General features: G+C 42.8%; 17 protein-coding genes and 2 pseudogenes. All 19 read left to right on the top strand.

All coding sequences use genetic code 11. The features are described from left to right. Positions 1–4: 4 nt before the first annotated feature. The 19 genes and pseudogenes from flhA (at position 5) to proS (ending at position 19300) form a co-directional block, all read left to right on the top strand. A complete protein-coding gene (gene flhA / locus H7F27_RS12170; protein ID WP_024121409.1) occupies positions 5–2038 on the top strand; it encodes a flagellar biosynthesis protein FlhA in 2034 nt (677 codons plus the stop codon). After that, positions 2038–3135, top strand: a complete 1098-nt coding sequence (gene flhF / locus H7F27_RS12165) for a flagellar biosynthesis GTPase FlhF (RefSeq protein WP_185847971.1) — start codon at positions 2038–2040, stop codon at positions 3133–3135. Before flhA ends, flhF begins: the two co-directional genes overlap by 1 nt. Continuing rightward, the gene (locus H7F27_RS12160; protein ID WP_081638301.1) at positions 3126–4022 is read left to right on the top strand and encodes a MinD/ParA family protein; all 897 of its coding nucleotides are present in this window, start codon (positions 3126–3128) and stop codon (positions 4020–4022) included. Before flhF ends, H7F27_RS12160 begins: the two co-directional genes overlap by 10 nt. A 1-nt stretch (position 4023) precedes the next feature. Continuing rightward, positions 4024–5091: a protein-glutamate O-methylesterase CheB gene (cheB, locus tag H7F27_RS12155; protein ID WP_024121412.1), complete on the top strand. Its 1068-nt coding sequence runs from the start codon at positions 4024–4026 to the stop codon at positions 5089–5091. Between the two features lie 5 nt (positions 5092–5096). Further along, positions 5097–7110 (top strand): annotated as a pseudogene (gene cheA, locus H7F27_RS12150) (chemotaxis protein CheA). Positions 7111–7131: 21 nt separating this feature from the next. Beyond that, entirely contained in the window at positions 7132–7602 is a 471-nt protein-coding gene (cheW, locus tag H7F27_RS12145; protein WP_024121414.1) for a chemotaxis protein CheW, read from the top strand. Between the two features lie 18 nt (positions 7603–7620). Then, positions 7621–8250 (top strand): CheY-P phosphatase CheC, encoded by a 630-nt coding sequence (gene cheC, locus H7F27_RS12140; protein ID WP_024121415.1) that lies wholly within the window; start codon positions 7621–7623, stop codon positions 8248–8250. Continuing rightward, entirely contained in the window at positions 8247–8747 is a 501-nt protein-coding gene (cheD, locus tag H7F27_RS12135) for a chemoreceptor glutamine deamidase CheD (RefSeq protein WP_024121416.1), read from the top strand. Before cheC ends, cheD begins: the two co-directional genes overlap by 4 nt. A gap of 22 nt (positions 8748–8769) precedes the next feature. Then, positions 8770–9535, top strand: a pseudogene (gene sigD, locus H7F27_RS12130) (RNA polymerase sigma-28 factor SigD). 29 nt (positions 9536–9564) lie between these two features. Beyond that, complete coding sequence (locus tag H7F27_RS12125) at positions 9565–10068, top strand: hypothetical protein (protein ID WP_024121417.1); 504 nt, start codon at positions 9565–9567, stop codon at positions 10066–10068. Positions 10069–10211: 143 nt separating this feature from the next. Beyond that, entirely contained in the window at positions 10212–10952 is a 741-nt protein-coding gene (gene rpsB / locus H7F27_RS12120; protein ID WP_024121418.1) for a 30S ribosomal protein S2, read from the top strand. A 99-nt stretch (positions 10953–11051) separates the two neighbouring features. Beyond that, on the top strand, positions 11052–11933 hold the full coding sequence (gene tsf / locus H7F27_RS12115) for a translation elongation factor Ts (RefSeq protein WP_024121419.1): 882 nt from the start codon (positions 11052–11054) through the stop codon (positions 11931–11933). A gap of 145 nt (positions 11934–12078) precedes the next feature. After that, positions 12079–12801, top strand: coding sequence for a UMP kinase (gene pyrH / locus H7F27_RS12110; protein ID WP_010334275.1), 723 nt, complete (start codon positions 12079–12081; stop codon positions 12799–12801). Position 12802: 1 nt separating this feature from the next. Next, positions 12803–13360, top strand: a complete 558-nt coding sequence (frr, locus tag H7F27_RS12105; protein ID WP_024121420.1) for a ribosome recycling factor — start codon at positions 12803–12805, stop codon at positions 13358–13360. 130 nt (positions 13361–13490) lie between these two features. Continuing rightward, on the top strand, positions 13491–14273 hold the full coding sequence (locus tag H7F27_RS12100) for an undecaprenyl pyrophosphate synthase (RefSeq protein ID WP_024121421.1): 783 nt from the start codon (positions 13491–13493) through the stop codon (positions 14271–14273). 3 nt (positions 14274–14276) lie between these two features. Continuing rightward, on the top strand, positions 14277–15086 hold the full coding sequence (gene cdsA, locus H7F27_RS12095; protein ID WP_081638302.1) for a phosphatidate cytidylyltransferase: 810 nt from the start codon (positions 14277–14279) through the stop codon (positions 15084–15086). A 60-nt stretch (positions 15087–15146) separates the two neighbouring features. Then, positions 15147–16298: a 1-deoxy-D-xylulose-5-phosphate reductoisomerase gene (gene dxr / locus H7F27_RS12090; RefSeq protein ID WP_044155869.1), complete on the top strand. Its 1152-nt coding sequence runs from the start codon at positions 15147–15149 to the stop codon at positions 16296–16298. A 6-nt stretch (positions 16299–16304) separates the two neighbouring features. Further along, a complete protein-coding gene (rseP, locus tag H7F27_RS12085; protein WP_185847970.1) occupies positions 16305–17573 on the top strand; it encodes an RIP metalloprotease RseP in 1269 nt (422 codons plus the stop codon). A 32-nt stretch (positions 17574–17605) separates the two neighbouring features. Further along, positions 17606–19300 (top strand): proline--tRNA ligase, encoded by a 1695-nt coding sequence (proS, locus tag H7F27_RS12080; protein WP_185847969.1) that lies wholly within the window; start codon positions 17606–17608, stop codon positions 19298–19300. The last annotated feature ends 18 nt before the right edge of the window (positions 19301–19318 follow it).

Here is a 19318-nt window from a genome sequence, read left to right as displayed (position 1 = left end):
CAGCATGTCAACAAGAGATTTATCCGTTTTAATAAGTGTTGTCCTCATTGTGGCAATGCTGGTGATACCATTTCCTCCATGGCTGTTAAGTATTTTGATCATTATTAATATTTCTCTTGCGTTGATCGTGCTTCTCACCACAATGAATATGCAAGAACCGCTGCAGTTTTCGATTTTTCCGTCACTGCTGCTGCTTTTGACCTTATTTCGTCTGGGCTTGAATGTGTCAACGACGCGTTCGATCCTTTCGCACGGCGAAGGAGGGAAGGTTGTTGAGACCTTCGGTAACTTCGTTGTCGGCGGAAATGTTTTAGTCGGACTTGTTGTATTTATTATCTTAATTATTATTCAGTTTATCGTCATCACAAAGGGCGCGGAACGTGTTTCCGAGGTTGCGGCAAGATTTACGCTTGATGCAATGCCAGGGAAGCAGATGAGTATTGATGCTGATTTAAATGCAGGCATGATTAACGAACAGGAAGCGAAACACCGCCGTGAAAAAGTAGCTCGAGAAGCAGACTTTTACGGTGCGATGGACGGTGCCAGCAAATTTGTGAAAGGTGATGCAATTGCTGGAATTATTATTGTGATGATCAATATCATTTTCGGAATCATTATCGGTATGCTGCAGCAAGGCATGGCGATACAAGAGGCAGCCTCTCATTTTACGATGCTGACTGTAGGAGATGGAATTGTATCGCAAATTCCGGCGCTGTTAATTTCTACAGCTACAGGTATTGTCGTGACAAGAGCAGCCTCCGAAGGAAACTTAGGTCATGACATCACAGGCCAGCTGTTCGCTTATCCAAAGCTCTTATATGTTACAGCAGCAACTATTCTGCTTCTTGGCTTGTTTACTCCAATTGGTATTCTCCTAACAGGGCCGCTTGCAGGGCTGCTTGCTTTTGGCGGTTATACGCTATCTAAAACAGGTAAGGAAAAAGAAGAAGTGGAAGAGATTCTTGAGGAAGAGGCTGAAGTTGACGAGCTCAAAAGCCCCGAAAGTGTTGTGCAGCTTCTGCATATAGATCCGATAGAATTCGAGTTTGGCTATGGTCTGATTCCGCTGGCGGATGCTAATCAGGGCGGGGATTTATTAGACCGAATTGTGATGATTCGCCGTCAGCTGGCGCTGGAACTTGGGCTTGTCATTCCTGTCGTGCGTATCAGAGACAATATCGCTTTGCAGCCTAATGAATACCGATTGAAAATTAAAGGAAATGAAGTAGCAAAAGGCGAGCTATTACTAGATCATTATCTAGCAATGTCGCCTACGCCTGAAGACGACCTGATTGAAGGGATCGAAACAGTAGAACCGTCGTTTGGGCTTCCAGCCAAATGGATTGGCGAATCGGTGAAGGATGAAGCTGACATGCTGGGCTATACAGTTGTAGATCCGGCTTCAGTTGTCTCAACACATATTACAGAGAAAATTAAGCAGCATGCTCATGAATTAATCGGCAGACAGGAGACGAAACAGCTTATTGATCATTTGAAAGAAACGTATCCGGTCCTGGTGGAAGAGGTTACGCCAAATCCATTATCTGTCGGAGATATTCAGAAAGTGCTGGCTAAACTGTTAAAAGAAAAAGTTTCAATCCGCAATTTGGTAACCATTTTTGAAACACTTGCCGATTATGGAAAACTGACAACGGACTCTGATCTTTTAACAGAGTACACAAGACAGGCACTTGCTAAGCAAATTACTGCCCAGTTTGCCAAAGAAAATGAAGTGTTAAAAGTGATCACTTGTTCCGGCCGTGTAGAAAAGGCAATTGCTGACGGTGTACAGCAGACAGAACATGGGAACTATTTGTCGCTTGAACCAGATGTGTCGGAAAGCATTGTGCGCTCTGTTGCAAAAGAAGCCGAACAGCTCTCAATACGGCAAGAGACTGCGATTCTTCTTTGCTCGCCTCCTGTAAGGATGTATGTGAAACAGCTTCTGGAACGATATTTTCCGGATCTTCCTGTTCTTTCTTATAACGAGCTTGAGGCTAATGTCGAAGTTCAAAGCATTGGAGTGGTGGATATTTAATGAAAATCAAAAAATTTACTGCTGCTTCAATGCAAGAAGCGGCACAGCTTATCAGAAAAGAACTAGGCAATGAAGCGGTTATACTGAATTCCAAAAAAATCAATAAGCGTAAATGGTTCGGACTTTTAAAAAAACCGGCTGTTGAAGTGATTGCCGTATTGGATCAAGATTTTCTTGAGAAAAAAACAGCTGAAAAGGCAGCAGAGCCGAAACAAACGTCAAAACCTCCTGTCAGCAGTCCGAAAATAGAGGAGAGGATAATCCCTCAAATTCCGGCTCAATCTGAGCCAGGTGATTTTTCAGCATATCAATCCGTACTTCCTGAACCGCTCAGAATAGCCGAACAGCTTTTGGGAGAAACCGGCGTTAATGAATCAATTAAGACCCGTACTATGAAAAAAATACTGCGATTCTCTGTTGAATCGGGCGGACTTACGGAAGAAAACGTGGTCGGTAAACTTCAGGATATACTGTGCGCGGCACTACCTCCAGCAGACAAGTGGCAGGAGCCTATTCGTTCGAAGTATATCGTGCTGTTTGGTACGACGGGCGCGGGTAAAACAACAACGCTTGCAAAACTAGCAGCGTCTTCTCTGCTTGAAAAACAGAAAAAAATTGCTTTTATTACAACAGATACTTACCGGATTGCAGCAGTTGAACAGTTGAAAACATATGCCGAGCTGCTGCAGGCTCCTCTGGAAGTCTGTTATACAAAAGAGGAATTTCAGCGGGCGAAAGAATTATTTGCTGAATATGATCATGTATTTATCGATACAGCAGGAAGAAACTTCAGAGAACAGCAATATATCGATGAACTGAAAGAGACGATTCCTTTTGAAAGCAGCATTCAGTCATTTCTCGTTTTGTCAGCGACTGCAAAATATGAAGATATGAAACAAATTGTCAGACGTTTTTCATCTGTTCCTGTCAATCAGTTTATTTTTACGAAAATAGATGAGACTGCTTCCTTAGGCTCTGTATTCAGTATACTGGCAGAATCAAAGATAGGCGCCGGGTTTATCACAAACGGCCAGAATGTGCCGGAGGATATACAGACAGTCTCGCCGCGGGAGTTTGTAGGGATGCTGTGCAGATGAACAGATTTGACCAAGCAGCAACTTTACGGGCGAAAATGAAGAAGCGTGAGCGCGATCTGCCGATTGTTTTTGCACAGAAAGCTAAAACACTTGCAGTCATCAGCGGCAAGGGCGGTGTCGGAAAATCCAACATCACTTTAAATATGGCTCTTGCGCTGCAGGATAAAGGCAAGAAGGTACTGCTTATTGATCTTGATATCGGAATGGGGAACATTGATATATTAATGGGAAACTCGTCTTCCGCGACTATTATTGACGTTCTAACTGAGCGCAAGCCTTTTATGCAATCCATATCTACTGGGCCAAAGGGTCTTCGGTATATATCTGGCGGAACTGGGCTGGATGTGATGTTTCAGCTGGACCAGAAAAAATGGACCTTTTTTGCTAATGAGCTTTCTCATGCGTTAAGTCAGTTTGATTATGTACTGTTTGACATGGGGGCGGGCCTATCAAAAGACCAGCTGCCTTTTATTTTATCAGCAGAAGACATTTTGATCATAACAACCCCGGAGCCTACAGCCATTATGGATGCATACAGCGCTGTCAAACATTTAGCTTTGACAGGAAATCAGCTTTCAATGAAAGTAGCTGTCAATCGGTGCCGTGATCAAAAGGAAGGGCTTGACGCTTTTACCCGCCTTTCCCGGACCATTCACATGTTTTTAGGCGAAGCGGTTCAGTTTGCCGGTTCAGTCCCTGACGACGGGATCGTGAGCAAAGCAGTTGTCGAACAGGTTCCTTTTTTATTAAAAAGTCCTCAGGCAAAAGCCAGCCGGTCAGTCCGTCTCCTAGCGGACGCCTTGTTTGAAAGAGAAGAAACTAGACACAAAGAAGAAAAACAGACATTTATTGAGAAATTATCTTCTTTTTTAATGAGGAGGGCTTAATTTGATTCGTGTGCTTGTAGTTGATGATTCGGCTTTTATGAGAAAAATGATAAGTGATTTTCTAACCGAGGAAAAGCAGATAGAAGTAATCGGAACTGCGAGAAACGGAGAAGAGGCACTTAAAAAGATAGAATTGCTGAAACCGGATGTTATCACACTTGATATCGAAATGCCGGTGATGAATGGAACAGACACACTGCGGAAAATTATTGAGCTTTATCAGCTGCCGGTCATTATGGTTTCAAGCCAGACCCAGCAAGGAAAAGAGTGTACGATTAACTGTTTAGAGATAGGCGCCTTTGATTTTATCACAAAGCCATCTGGTTCTATATCTTTAGATTTATACAAAATTAAAGAACAATTAGTTGAGCGGGTCATCGCGGCCGGACTTTCCGGTCAGCAAAAAGCTGCGGCTCCGGCGGTCAATCGGCCTGAGCCTAAACGCATCGCTAAGCCTGCATTGAGTCAGTCAAAATCTGGAACAGGCAGACATATTGTTTGTATCGGCACGTCAACAGGCGGACCAAGGGCGCTTCAAAAGGTGATACCAAAGCTTCCTAAGGATTTAAACGCGCCTGTAGTCGTTGTACAGCACATGCCTGAAGGCTTTACTGCTTCTCTGGCTGATCGGCTGAACCATCTGTCTGACATTCGTGTAAAGGAAGCAAAAGATGGCGAAGCAGCTCTTAACGGCTGTGTGTACATAGCTCCGGGGGGAAAAAACATATCCGTTATCAAAAACAGCGGCGGCCTTAAAATCGTTCTTGATAATCACGATACGCCAAGCCGTCATAAACCATCAGCAGACTACTTGTTCCGTTCTGTCGGCAAACTTGCAGACTATGAAAAAGTAGCGGTCATTATGACCGGAATGGGCAGTGACGGTACTGCCGGTCTTAAGGACATGCTTGCGTCCGGCAATGTGAAAACCCTCGCAGAGTCTGAAGAATCTTGTGTTGTATTTGGGATGCCGAAAGCAGCCGTTAAGGCGGGCCTTATTCATGAAATTAAACATGTGGAAGATATCGCAGCATCCATCACAAGCTGTGTGAAAAAAGAGAGGGTGTGATTCAAATGGATATGAATCAATATTTAGATGTCTTTATTGATGAAAGTAAAGAACATTTACAAACATGTAATGAAAAGCTTCTCCTTTTAGAGAAAGACCCGACAGATCTTCAGCTCGTCCACGATATATTCAGGGCTGCTCATACACTAAAAGGTATGAGCGCAACGATGGGGTATACGGATTTAGCCCATTTAACCCATCTGCTTGAAAACGTATTGGATGCTTTTCGAAACGGAGATATGGCAGTTACATCAGACTGGATGGATATCTTGTTTGAAGCGCTGGATCATCTGGAAGCAATGGTTCAGTCTATTATTGACGGCGGGGATGGTAAAAGAGATATCTCTGAAGTGAGCGCAAAGCTTGACGTGAACGGTGCGCATGCTGAGACTGCTGCTTCAGCGGAACCTGCTGAAGCGAAGGGTTCAGCATCTGATTGGGGATATGATGAGTTTGAACGAACAGTGATAGAAGAAGCGGAGGAGCAAGGTTTCAAACGGTATGAAATCACAATTTCTCTGAAAGAAGACTGTATGTTAAAAGCGGTTCGTGTATATATGGTTTTTGAGAAGCTCAATGAGATCGGAGAAGTAGCCAAAACAATACCGAGTGCGGAAGTGCTTGAGACGGAAGATTTCGGCACTGACTTCCAGGTTTGCTTCTTAACGAATCAAACGGCTGAAGACGTTGAACAGATCATCAACGGAGTTTCAGAGGTCGAGCATGTTGAAATTATTCAGGGCTCGCCTTTACAACCAGCTGAAAAACCGGAAGAGCCTCAGGCGGATACACCAGCTGCTGCACCTGTTAAGCAGGACAAACCAAAGCAGCCTGCTAAAAACGATGAACAGTCGAAGCATACATCAGGCGGGTCTAAAACAATTCGTGTCAATATCGACAGGCTTGATTCTTTAATGAACTTATTTGAAGAGCTTGTCATTGACCGCGGGCGTCTTGAGCAGATTGCAAAAGAGCTTGAGCACAATGAATTGACTGAAACAGTCGAGCGAATGACGAGAATTTCCGGCGATTTGCAGTCTATTATTCTCAATATGAGAATGGTTCCGGTTGAAACTGTTTTTAACCGTTTCCCAAGAATGATTCGCCAGCTTCAAAAAGAGCTGAATAAAAAAATCGAACTCTCCATCATCGGTGCGGAAACAGAACTCGATCGAACAGTAATTGATGAAATTGGAGATCCGCTCGTTCACTTAATCAGAAACAGTATTGACCATGGAATTGAGTCTCCGGAAACACGTTTGCAAAAAGGAAAACCTGAGTCTGGAAAAGTTGTGCTGAAAGCTTATCACAGCGGAAATCACGTCTTTATTGAAGTAGAGGATGACGGGGCAGGCCTTAATCGCAAAAAAAATCCTTGAAAAAGCGCTTGAGCGCGGTGTCATTACAGAAAGAGAAGCTGAAACCTTAGAAGACAATGAAATTTATGAATTGATATTTGCTCCGGGGTTCTCTACTGCTGATCAAATTTCGGATATTTCCGGGCGGGGTGTCGGGCTTGATGTTGTGAAAAATAAACTCGAGTCACTCGGCGGTTCAGTCAGTGTGAAATCTGCAGAAGGACAAGGATCACTATTCAGCATTCAGCTTCCGCTTACACTGTCCATTATTTCAGTTCTGCTGATCAAATTGGAAGAAGAGACATTTGCGATTCCGATTTCTTCTATAATTGAAACGGCAGTTATAGACAGAAAAGATATTCTGCAAACGCATGACCGTGAAGTAATCGATTTTAGAGGGCATATTGTCCCTGTCGTTTATTTAAAAGAAGAGTTTAAAATAGAAGATACAAGACAAGATGCGGAACAGCTCCATATCATTGTCGTGAAAAAAGGCGACAAACCTACTGCATTTGTGGTGGACTCCTTTATTGGCCAGCAGGAAGTTGTGCTGAAATCACTCGGAGATTATTTAACAAACGTCTTTGCAATTTCCGGAGCTACTATTTTAGGAGACGGAGAAGTAGCGCTCATTATCGATTGTAATGCACTGATTATTTAACCATACGAGGAGGTGTCTCACATGACTGCAGAAATTAAAACAGGCGAAAAAATGATTGTCTTTATGGTAAATGGCAAAGAATATGCCATTTCTGTCACTCAGGTGAAATCAATTGAGAAATGGCAAAAGCCAACGAGAGTGCCAGGCGTTGAACCTTATATTTGCGGAGTGATCAATTTGCGCGGCGTGGTGACTCCGGTTATTGATTTAAGAAAGCGTCTCAGCTTGCCTGAGTATGAAATTACCGATGAAACACGAATTATCATTATTGCTTATCGTGATATTGAAGTGGGCTGGATTGTGGATGAAGCAAATGATGTCATAACAGTACATGAAAGTGAAATAGAATCCGCTCCGGAAAGTGTTCAAAAAGACACGTATGTGTCGATCAAACAGATTGTAAAACAAGAGAACAGGCTCTTAAATATTATTGATGCAAATGCGGTTTTGGATAAAGAATCATCTCAGTCCGCTGTGCCCGATCAAGCTTAATCTTAAAGGGGTTATGACATGAGTATTTTTAATGGAATCAAAGAAGAGCAGATGGACATTTTGCGGGAAGTCGGCAATATCGGAGCCGGCCACTCTGCTTCTGCAATGGCCCAGCTGTTAAATAGAAAGATTGATATGGAAGTCCCGTTTGCAAAGTTACTATCGTTTGATGAACTTGTAGACTTTTTCGGCGGAGCAGAAATGCCGGTCGCCAGCATCTTTTTAAGAATGGAAGGCGATTTGACGGGCTCAATGTTCTTTATAATGCCTTTTTATCAGGCGGAGCAGTTTATCAGAGAGCTGATCGGCAACCCGGATTTTGATATAGAAAACCTGGGTGAAGATCATATGAGTTCTTCCGCTTTGCATGAACTGGGCAATATTTTAGCAGGATCATATTTAACGGCATTGGCTGATTTGACGAAACTCCAGCTTTACCCGAGTGTTCCAGAAGTTTCACTGGACATGTTCGGTGCTGTCATCAGTGAAGGTCTGATGGAGCTCAGTCAGGTTGGGGAACATGCAATTGTTGTTGATACGTCAATTTTTGACCAAAGCCATCAGCAGGAGCTAAAAGCGCATATGTTTATGCTGCCGGACTATGATTCATTTGAAAAGCTCTTTGTCGCCTTGGGTGCTTCATTATGAGTACAACTGAGGCTGCTGTTGTAAAGGTTGGAATTGCGGACGTGAAGATCGCCCGCTTCCCGGATTCAATCCGGACGTCTGGTTTAGGGTCGTGTGTAGGGCTGGTGCTTTACGATAAAGAAAAGCAAACGGCGGGGCTTGTCCATGTCATGCTGCCGGATTCGACGTTATCAAAAACAGCTGAACTCAATCGGGCAAAATATGCCGATACCGCTGTAAAAGCTACGATTGATATGCTGGTAGAAGCGGGCTGCCGAAAGTTTGCGTTAAAAGCAAAGCTTGCCGGCGGATCAGAGATGTTTAAATTTAAAATGACGAATGATTTGATGAAGATCGGACCGAGAAATGTCTTAGCGATAAAGGAACAGCTGTCATTATATAATATTCCGATTATCAGTGAAGATACGGGAGGCTCAAGCGGCCGGACGATAGAATTTGAACCGAAGTCCTGTATGCTGCATATTCGAACTGTTAAACAAGGTGAAAAAACGATTTAATTAAGGTATTAGGGGGATAACAATGCAATCCTTGAATTATGAAGATCAGGTGCTTTGGTCGCGCTGGAAAGAGTGGAAAGATCCTAAGGCCGGTGATGATTTAATGCGCCGTTACATGCCGCTTGTCACATATCATGTAGGCAGAATTTCTGTCGGACTGCCAAAATCAGTGCATAAAGACGATCTTATGAGCCTTGGTATGCTTGGTTTATACGATGCCCTTGAAAAATTTGACCCCAGCCGGGACTTAAAATTTGATACCTACGCCTCGTTTAGAATTCGCGGTGCAATTATTGACGGGCTTCGTAAAGAGGATTGGCTGCCCAGAACCTCGCGTGAAAAAACAAAGAAGGTTGAAGCGGCGATTGAAAAGCTTGAACAGCGCTATCTTCGGAATGTATCGCCCGCAGAAATTGCAGAGGAACTCGGAATGACGGAACAGGATGTAGTGTCAACAATGAATGAAGGTTTTTTTTGCAAATCTGCTGTCAATTGACGAAAAGCTTCATGATCAGGATGACGGGGAAAACATCCAGGTCATGATCAGAGATGACAAAAATGTCCCGCCGGAAGAAAAGATCATGAAAGATGAGCTGATTGCGCAGCTTGCGGACAAAATTCACGAACTCTCTGAAAAAGAACAGCTTGTGGTCAGTTTGTTCTATAAAGAGGAATTGACATTGACAGAAATCGGACAGGTATTGAATCTTTCTACGTCCCGTATATCACAAATACATTCAAAGGCACTATTTAAATTAAAGAATCTGCTTGAAAAAGTAATTCAATAAAGAATTCTCATGATTAGCGAGTGAAAAACATGTCAACACTATTATGGCTTTTAAGCTTCACGCTTCACGGCGTTCTTCTGTACGCTGTCATTATCCTGTATATGAGGCTCGCAGCTGTGAAAGAAACAGAAAAACAGCAAAAGAAGCTGCTGGAAGAGACGGAGAACACACTTGCGGCATTTCTTCTTGAACTAAAAGAAGAAAATGAGAAGTTGATAGACAACTTGGATGTACCTTCTGTTCAAACTGAAGAAAAACAGAAGGAAGAGCATCAGCAGGCTGAACAACATTCAGAGCGAGGTGCTGTTCAGGAAGAAAACAACGCTCTTCCCGAGCATATCGAAGGTCTGATCAACGAGGTTGAGAGGGCGGAAGAGAACGTAAACAGCGATGCCCGTTCATTTGAAGATGAAGTTATGGCATTATATGAACAGGGATATTCAGCTGGTGAAATTGCTCAGAAATTGAAGAGCGGAAAGACAGAAATCGAGCTATTTCTAAAATTTCGCTCCAAAGCTGTAAAGCATTCTTGATTGTCGCATAAAGCTGTGTTATATTATTTCTTGGTGTTAAATACACACGCTTAACGATTTATGCAGAGGGTGCTGCAGGCGGCAGTTCTGCACAAAAATGACCTAAGCGGAGGAAAAAAACCATTATATTAGGAGGAAATAACATGTCAGTCATTTCTATGAAGCAATTGCTTGAAGCTGGTGTTCACTTCGGTCACCAAACACGCCGTTGGAACCCAAAAATGAAGCGTTACATTTTCACGGAGCGTAACGGAATCTACATCATTGACCTTCAAAAAACAGTCAAAAAAGTAGAGGAAGCTTACAACTTCACTAAAAATCTTGCTGCTGAAGGCGGAAGAATCCTTTTCGTCGGCACAAAAAAACAAGCTCAAGATTCTGTTAAAGAAGAAGCTCAACGCTCTGGCATGTACTATGTCAACCAACGCTGGTTGGGCGGTACATTAACAAACTTTGAAACAATCCAAAAACGTATTAAACGTCTTAAAGACATTGAAAAAATGCAAGAAAACGGTACGTTTGAAGTACTTCCTAAAAAAGAAGTCGTTCAATTGAAAAAAGAATTAGAGCGTCTTGAAAAATTCCTAGGCGGAATTAAAGAAATGAAGGATCTTCCTGATGCATTGTTCATCATCGATCCTCGCAAAGAACGCATCGCTGTTGCGGAAGCTCGCAAATTAAACATCCCTATCATCGGAATTGTAGATACTAACTGTGATCCTGATGAAATCGATGTTGTTATTCCTGCGAACGATGACGCTATCCGCGCTGTTAAACTTCTAACTTCTAAAATGGCAGATGCAATCTTAGAAGCGAAGCAAGGCGAAGAAGAAGCGGAAGTTGCTGAAGAAACTGCACCAGAAACTGAAACAACAACTGCGTAACCTATTCAAAAGGTGATAAGAGGGACTGCCTTTTATCACCTTTTTTCAAGAAAAATGTCATGATACATATCTTGTTTAAACATATAAGGAGGAATACAAATGGCTATTACTGCACAGCAAGTAAAAGAACTGCGTCAAAAAACTGGCGCGGGTATGATGGATTGTAAGAAAGCGTTAACTGAAACTGATGGAGATATGGACAAAGCAATTGACCTTCTTAGAGAAAAAGGAATTGCAAAAGCAGCGAAAAAAGCTGACCGTATCGCAGCAGAAGGTTCAACTCTTATTAAAACTGACGGCAACAAAGGTGTTATTTTAGAAGTAAACTCTGAAACTGATTTCGTTGCGAAAAACGAAGGCTTCGTAGAGCTTCTTAACACATTAGCTGACCACCTTCTTGCAAACACTCCTGCAGATGTTGAAGAAGCAATGGGCCAAAAAATGGACAACGGCTCTACTGTAGAAGAGTACATTACAAGTGCAGTTGCTAAAATCGGTGAGAAAATCACGCTGCGCCGCTTTGCTGTTCTTACAAAAGATGACAGCTCTGCATTCGGTGCTTACCTTCACATGGGCGGACGCATCGGCGTATTAACTGTTCTTAACGGTACAACTGACGAAGAAACTGCGAAAGATATCGCAATGCATGTTGCTGCGGTTAACCCTCGTTACATTTCTCGTGACCAAGTATCAGAAGAAGAAACAGACCATGAGCGTCAAATCTTAACTCAGCAAGCTCTTCAAGAAGGAAAACCTGAAAACATCGTAGCGAAAATGGTTGAAGGCCGTCTGAACAAATTCTTCGAAGAAATTTGTCTTTTAGACCAAGCATTCGTTAAAAACCCAGATGAAAAAGTGAAACAAGTTGTTGCAGCGAAAAACGCAACTGTTGAAACTTTCGTTCGCTATGAAGTTGGCGAAGGTATCGAAAAACGTCAAGAAAACTTTGCTGAAGAAGTAATGAACCAAGTGAAAAAATAATGGTGAAAAGATGTCGCGATCAAGTCGCGTCTTTTCAGGCAGTATAGGGGACACACTTTGTGTTCCCTATTTTTAAAACTATATTTACAAACCTTTTTTTCTCTTGCATAATAGAAAACGGCAATGTTTACACTTGGAGGTTATTATGGAAAAACCAAAATACAAACGTATCGTATTAAAGCTTAGCGGGGAAGCATTGGCAGGGGAACAGGGTAACGGAATTAACCCTACTGTCATTCAATCCATTGCAAAGCAAGTGAAAGAAATCGCTGAGCTTGAAGTCGAAGTGGCTGTTGTAGTAGGCGGCGGCAACTTATGGCGCGGAAAAACAGGAAGTGACCTGGGCATGGACCGCGCAACTGCAGACTATATGGGGATGCTGGCGACAGTGATGAACTCGCTTGCTCTTCAAGACAGCTTGGAAACACTCGGAATCCAGTCCAGAGTGCAAACATCCATTGAAATGAGACAAGTTGCTGAACCGTATATCAGAAGAAAAGCGATACGCCACTTAGAGAAAAAACGTGTCGTTATTTTTGCTGCGGGTACAGGAAACCCATATTTTTCAACTGATACGACAGCTGCACTGCGCGCTGCTGAAATTGAAGCAGACGTTATTTTAATGGCTAAAAACAATGTTGACGGCGTGTATAATGCTGATCCTAGAAAAGATGAATCAGCTGTAAAATATGAATCGCTTTCTTACCTTGACGTTCTAAAAGACGGCTTGGAAGTGATGGATTCAACAGCATCATCTTTATGCATGGATAATGACATTCCGCTAATCGTCTTTTCTATTATGGAAGAAGGAAATATTAAACGCGCCGTGACAGGCGAATCAATCGGAACGATCGTGAGGGGGAAATAACGTGTCAAAAGAAGTATTAACACAAACGAAGGAAAAAATGGAAAAAGCAATTGCTGCTTATCAGCGTGAATTGGCTACTGTACGCGCAGGCCGTGCGAACCCATCTTTATTAGATAAAGTAACAGTTGAATATTACGGAGCGCAGACACCTTTAAATCAGCTGTCTTCTATTAACGTGCCTGAAGCTCGTATGCTGGTCATAACACCATACGACAAGTCAGCAATCGGTGATATCGAAAAAGCAATTTTAAAAGCGGATTTAGGCTTAACGCCAACGAGCGACGGCAATATGATTCGCATTGCGATTCCTGCGCTAACAGAAGAAAGACGTAAAGAATTAGTCAAAGTTGTAAAAAAATATGCTGAAGACGCAAAAGTAGCTGTACGAAATGTACGCCGTGATGCGAACGATGATCTCAAAAAACTTGAGAAAAACGGAGACATCACTGAAGATGAGCTGCGTGCTTCCAATGAAGATGTTCAAAAACTGACAGATGAATATGTGTCAAAAATTGACAGTGTCACAAAAGACAAAGAAAAAGAAATCATGGAAGTTTAATGAAAAACTATGTACAATAGATAATAGTGAAAAGACCCTCTCATGTTTACAGGGGGTTTTTTTGTTAATACTGTTGATTACATTGGTTATCAGCAGGGAATGCAACCTTTTTGGGTGACGGAGGAATCTCATGCTCAACATACTCAAAAATTGGAAGAACCAGCAAACTGCGGCTTCCAACTTAGAACGCTATACAAAAGAAGACATACTTAAGGGAGAAATCCCCGAACACATCGCCATTATAATGGATGGAAATGGCCGTTGGGCTAAAAAACGCTCTCTCCCCCGAATTGCAGGCCACCACGAAGGAATGAAGGTGGTTAAAAGGACAACTAAGCTTGCTAACGAATTGGGTGTCAAAGTACTGACCCTGTACGCATTTTCAACAGAAAACTGGAAGCGGCCAAAAATGGAAGTTGATTTTTTGATGAAGCTTCCTGAAGAGTTTTTAAATACGTATCTACCGGAACTTGTTGAGGAGAATGTGCAGGTCCGGATTATAGGAGATGAATCAGCCTTGCCGCCGCACACAATGCGAGCGATTGAAAAGGCTGTAAAGGATACGGCGCAAAATGACGGGCTGATCCTTAATTTTGCTCTCAACTATGGAGGGCGTACTGAAATTGTCACTGCTGCAAAAACACTCGCGGAAAAAGTGAAGGATGGTTCTTTGAAAATAGAAGACATTGATGAATCGCTTTTTTCTAATCATTTAATGACTGAATCTTTGCAGGATCCTGAACTTTTAATTCGAACGAGCGGCGAGATTAGACTAAGCAACTTTATGCTTTGGCAGGTTGCCTACAGTGAATTTGTCTTTACTGACGTTCTGTGGCCTGACTTTAAAGAAAATCATTTCTTGCAGGCGTTAGGAGAATATCAGCAACGGGGCCGGAGGTTTGGCGGAATTTAGAGGATGGTGGACATGAAACAAAGAATTTTGACAGGTGTTCTGGCAGCAATTGTATTTTTATTTTTAGTTATTGTCGGGAATTTGCCGTTCACCATATTAGTTTATGCAATGGGCAGTGTAGCGCTTTTTGAGCTTTTGCGGATGAAAAAACTTAAGCTTGTTTCACTGCCTGGATTGATCAGTCTTTTATTGTTATGGATGTTCTTAATGCCAAGCCAGTATTCTTTTTTTGAAGCGAATGGTATCTCGAAAATTGAAACGGCTTTGTTCGCAGTACTGATTTTACTGACGTACACAGTATTGGTGAAGAACACTTTTACCTTTGATGAAGTCGGCTTTATTACCCTTGCAACGATTTACATCGGAATGTGTTTTCATTATTTTATTGAAATCAGAAACCTTGATCAGCACGGGCTGACATACATTTTTTATGCCTGTGTCGTGATTTGGTCGACTGATTCCGGTGCATATTTTGTCGGGAAATCGCTTGGGAAACGAAAATTGTGGCCTGAAATCAGCCCTAATAAAACAGTTGAGGGATTTGTAGGCGGAATTGTCATTGCACTTGTACTTTCGACGATTTTTCAGCTTGTCGCAAACCTGCCGATCCCATATTTCTATCTGCTTTTGATCACACTGTTTTTGTCTGTTTTCGGACAGATTGGGGATTTAGTAGAATCCGCTCTGAAAAGACATTACGATGTAAAGGATTCTGGGAAGATCCTTCCCGGGCATGGCGGTGTGCTAGACCGTTTTGACAGTTTTTTGTTTGTCATGCCTTTCTTGTACTTTCTGCTTGCCCTTTTTTCATAAAAAAGTCTAATATGAATATGAGACTGAGTATGCAGCAAAAAGAATAGGAGTAGTGGCACTTTGAAAAATATTTGTCTTTTAGGAGCAACAGGATCAATCGGCGAACAGACTCTTGACGTATTGCGTACGCACCAAGACCAATTTCAGCTGGTATCTATGTCGTTCGGCAAAAATATTGATAAGGCCGTGCCGATGATAGAGGCCTTTCAGCCGAAGTTTGTATCTGTCGGTGATCTGGATACATATCACAAATTAAAACAAGTTTCTTTTTCATTTGATTGCCAGATCGGGCTTGGAGAAGAAGGCCTGATTGAAGCGGCAGTTATGGAGGAAGTCGATATTGTTGTCAATGCCTTGCTTGGAAGTGTCGGTCTCATCCCTACGTTAAAGGCGATCGAACAGAAAAAAACAATTGCGCTTGCAAATAAGGAAACTCTTGTCACTGCCGGGCATATAGTTAAAGAACATGCTAAGAAATACAATGTTCCGCTGCTGCCCGTTGACAGTGAGCATTCAGCCATTTTTCAAGCCCTACAAGGCGAACAGGCTAAAAACATTGATCGCCTTATCATTACGGCGTCCGGCGGAAGTTTTCGGGACAAGACGCGGGAGCAGCTCGAATCAGTTACAATTGAAGATGCATTACAGCACCCGAATTGGTCAATGGGTGCAAAAATTACAATTGATTCGGCTACAATGATGAATAAGGGATTAGAGGTGATTGAGGCGCATTGGCTTTTCGATATTCCATATGAACAAATCGATGTGGTCTTACATAAGGAGAGCATCATCCATTCCATGGTAGAGTTTCATGACAAAAGTGTGATTGCACAGCTCGGCACTCCTGATATGAGGGTTCCGATTCAATATGCGCTCACCTATCCCGACCGATTGCCATTGCCAGACGCCAAAAGGCTCGAGCTGTGGGAAATCGGCAGTCTTCATTTTGAGAAAGCTGACTTTGACAGGTTCCGCTGCTTACAATTTGCCTTTGAATCAGGTAAAATAGGGGGAACAATGCCGACTGTGCTAAACGCGGCAAATGAAGTGGCTGTCGCCGCCTTTTTAGCGGGCAAGATATCGTTTTTAGCGATTGAAGACTGTATCGAAAAGGCATTAAACCGCCATCAGGTTATTCAAAAGCCTAGCTTGGCAGACATTCAGGAAGTGGACAAAGATACCCGGGGATACGTCAATTCAATACTCACATAAGGTGGTATGTTCGTGAATACAGTTATAGCGTTTATCATTATTTTCGGAACGCTCGTTTTCTTCCATGAACTGGGCCATTTGTTGTTAGCCCAAAGAGCGGGAATTTTGTGCCGTGAATTTGCGATCGGCTTTGGTCCAAAAATCTTTTCATTCAAAAAAAATGAAACGGTGTATACGATCAGACTTCTCCCGGTCGGCGGGTTTGTCCGCATGGCCGGTGAAGATCCGGAAATGATTGAGGTGAAACCCGGCTACACGATCGGGCTTCTTTTTAACAAAGAGGAGCAGGTTGAAAAAGTCATCATCAATCAAAAGGAAAAATACCCGGATGCTTTAATTATCGAGGTGGAAACGGCGGACCTAGAGCATGACATGAAGATCACCGGCTATGAACAGGGGAAAGAGGATGAGCTTTCCAGCTTTAGTGTGAGTGAAACCTCCTTTTTCATTGTAGACGGAGAAGAAGTTCAGATCGCGCCGTATAACCGCCAGTTTGGTTCCAAACCTGTGTGGCAGCGAATTAAGGCGATTGCCGCAGGTCCGATTATGAATTTCATATTGGCTTATGTCATTTTAGTGATGCTTGGGCTGATTCAGGGTGTTCCGTCAAATGAGCCTATGCTTGGACAACTGACAGACAACGGACGGGCAGCCGAAGCAGGGCTAAAAGAAGGAGATTACATTCAAAGCATTAACGGAGAGAAGATGAGGTCCTGGACCGACATTGTCTCTGCGGTAAAAGAAAACCCGGAAAAAGAAATTGACGTTGAGGTAAAAAGAGATAACAAAACGCTCCACATTTCAGTTACTCCGGAAGCCGTTAAAGATGAGAACAAAAAAACAATCGGCCGCTTTGGTTCTTACGCGCCTACTGAGAAAGGCGTTCTCTCAGCAGTTGCTTATGGTGCAACATCAACTGTTGATGTTACAAAAGCGATATTAACAAATCTCAGTAAATTAGTGACAGGACAATTTAAAATTGATATGCTTTCAGGTCCTGTCGGCATATACGATATGACAGACCAAGTGGCAAAAACGGGAATCATTAATTTATTCCAGTTTGCTGCATTTTTAAGTATTAACCTAGGTATCGTCAACCTGCTTCCGATTCCGGCTCTTGACGGCGGAAGACTGTTGTTTCTATTTATAGAAGCCATTCGGGGCAAACCGATCAACAGAGAAAAAGAAGCCTTTGTGGTGTTTATCGGAGTCGCTTTCCTAATGCTTCTTATGCTGGTCGTTACATGGAACGATATCCAGCGGCTGTTTTTGTAAATGAAAAGTAAATCAATCAGAGGTGCGAAGAAATGAGACAAAGCTTGACGCTTATTCCTACGCTCCGTGAAGTTCCAGCTGATGCCGAAGCGAAAAGTCATCAGCTTCTTCTAAGAGCAGGATTTATCAGACAGAATACGAGCGGGGTATACAGCTATATGCCTCTTGCGTATAAGGTTATTCAAAACATTCAGCAGATCGTCCGTGAGGAAATGGAAAAAATCGACGCTGTAGAAATGCTTATGCCCGCGCTGCAGCAGGCTGAGACATGGCAGGAATCAGGCAGATGGTATACGTACGGTCCTGAACTGATGAGACTTCAAGACCGTCACGGCCGTGAATTTGCTTTAGGGGCAACGCATGAAGAAGTGATCACTTCACTCGTTCGCGATGAGGTTAAATCCTATAAGCGTCTCCCTCTGACTCTGTACCAAATCCAGTCTAAATTCAGGGATGAAAAACGCCCGCGCTTCGGTTTATTAAGAGGCCGCGAATTCATTATGAAGGATGCTTATTCTTTCCATGCTTCTGAAGAGAGCTTGGATGAAACATATCAAAAAATGTACAATGCGTATTCTAATGTTTTCGCCCGCTGCGGCATTAATGTAAGACCTGTTATCGCTGACTCAGGTGCCATGGGTGGAAAAGATACACATGAGTTTATGGCACTTTCTGAAATCGGAGAGGATACCATTGCGTACTCTGATGAATCACAATATGCAGCCAATATCGAAATGGCTGAGGTTCTTTATCAGGAAGTCACTTCAAATGAAGAGCCTATCGCTTTAGAAAAAGTGCACACTCCTAATGTGAAAACGATCGATGAGCTGACTGCATTTTTACAGGTTTCAGCTGAAGCCTGCATTAAATCGGTATTGTTTAAAGCGGATGACCGTTTTGTTCTGGTGCTTGTAAGAGGGGATCACGAAGTGAATGATATTAAAGTGAAGAATCTCCTGCATGCAGAGGTTATGGAACTTGCTTCTCATGAAGAGGTCGTTCAGCAGCTTGGAACAGAGCCTGGTTTTGTCGGACCTATCGGTGTGAATCAAGAGATTGACGTCTATGCAGATTTCGCTGTTAAAGCAATGGTTAATGCTGTTGCCGGTGCGAATGAAGGAGATTATCATTATAAAAATGTCAACGTAACCCGTGATGCGCAAATTAAAGAATTTGCCGATCTTCGCTTTATTAAGGAAGGCGACCCGTCACCAGACGGCAAAGGCACGATCCGTTTTGCAGAAGGAATCGAAGTCGGACAAGTCTTTAAGCTTGGAACTCGTTATTCTGAAGCGATGAATGCGACATATTTAGATGAAAACGGACGAGCACAGCCAATGCTGATGGGCTGTTACGGAATCGGTGTTTCCAGAACCCTTTCTGCTATTGCTGAACAGCATCACGACGAAAAAGGCTTAATATGGCCAAAAAGCGTCGCGCCGTATGATCTTCATATTCTTGCACTGAATATCAAAAACGATGCGCAAAAAGAATTGGCTGAAAAGCTGTACGCTGATTTAAAGGCGAAAGGGTATGAAGTGCTATATGACGATCGTGCGGAACGCGCCGGCGTAAAATTTGCTGACTCGGATCTAATCGGTCTTCCAATCCGTATTACTGTCGGCAAACGGGCTGATGAAGGAATTGTGGAAGTGAAAATCCGCAAAACAGGTGAGTCAACAGAAGTTTCTGTTGATGAGTTATCTTGTTTTATCAGCAAGCAGTAAACACCATAACGATTTATC

It is taken from the genome of Bacillus sp. PAMC26543 (genome assembly GCF_014250375.1).
Taxonomy (GTDB): domain Bacteria; phylum Bacillota; class Bacilli; order Bacillales; family Bacillaceae; genus Bacillus; species Bacillus halotolerans.
The sequence above is the reverse complement of the archived record's forward strand: the minus strand, read 5'-3'. Positions and strand labels throughout refer to the sequence as shown.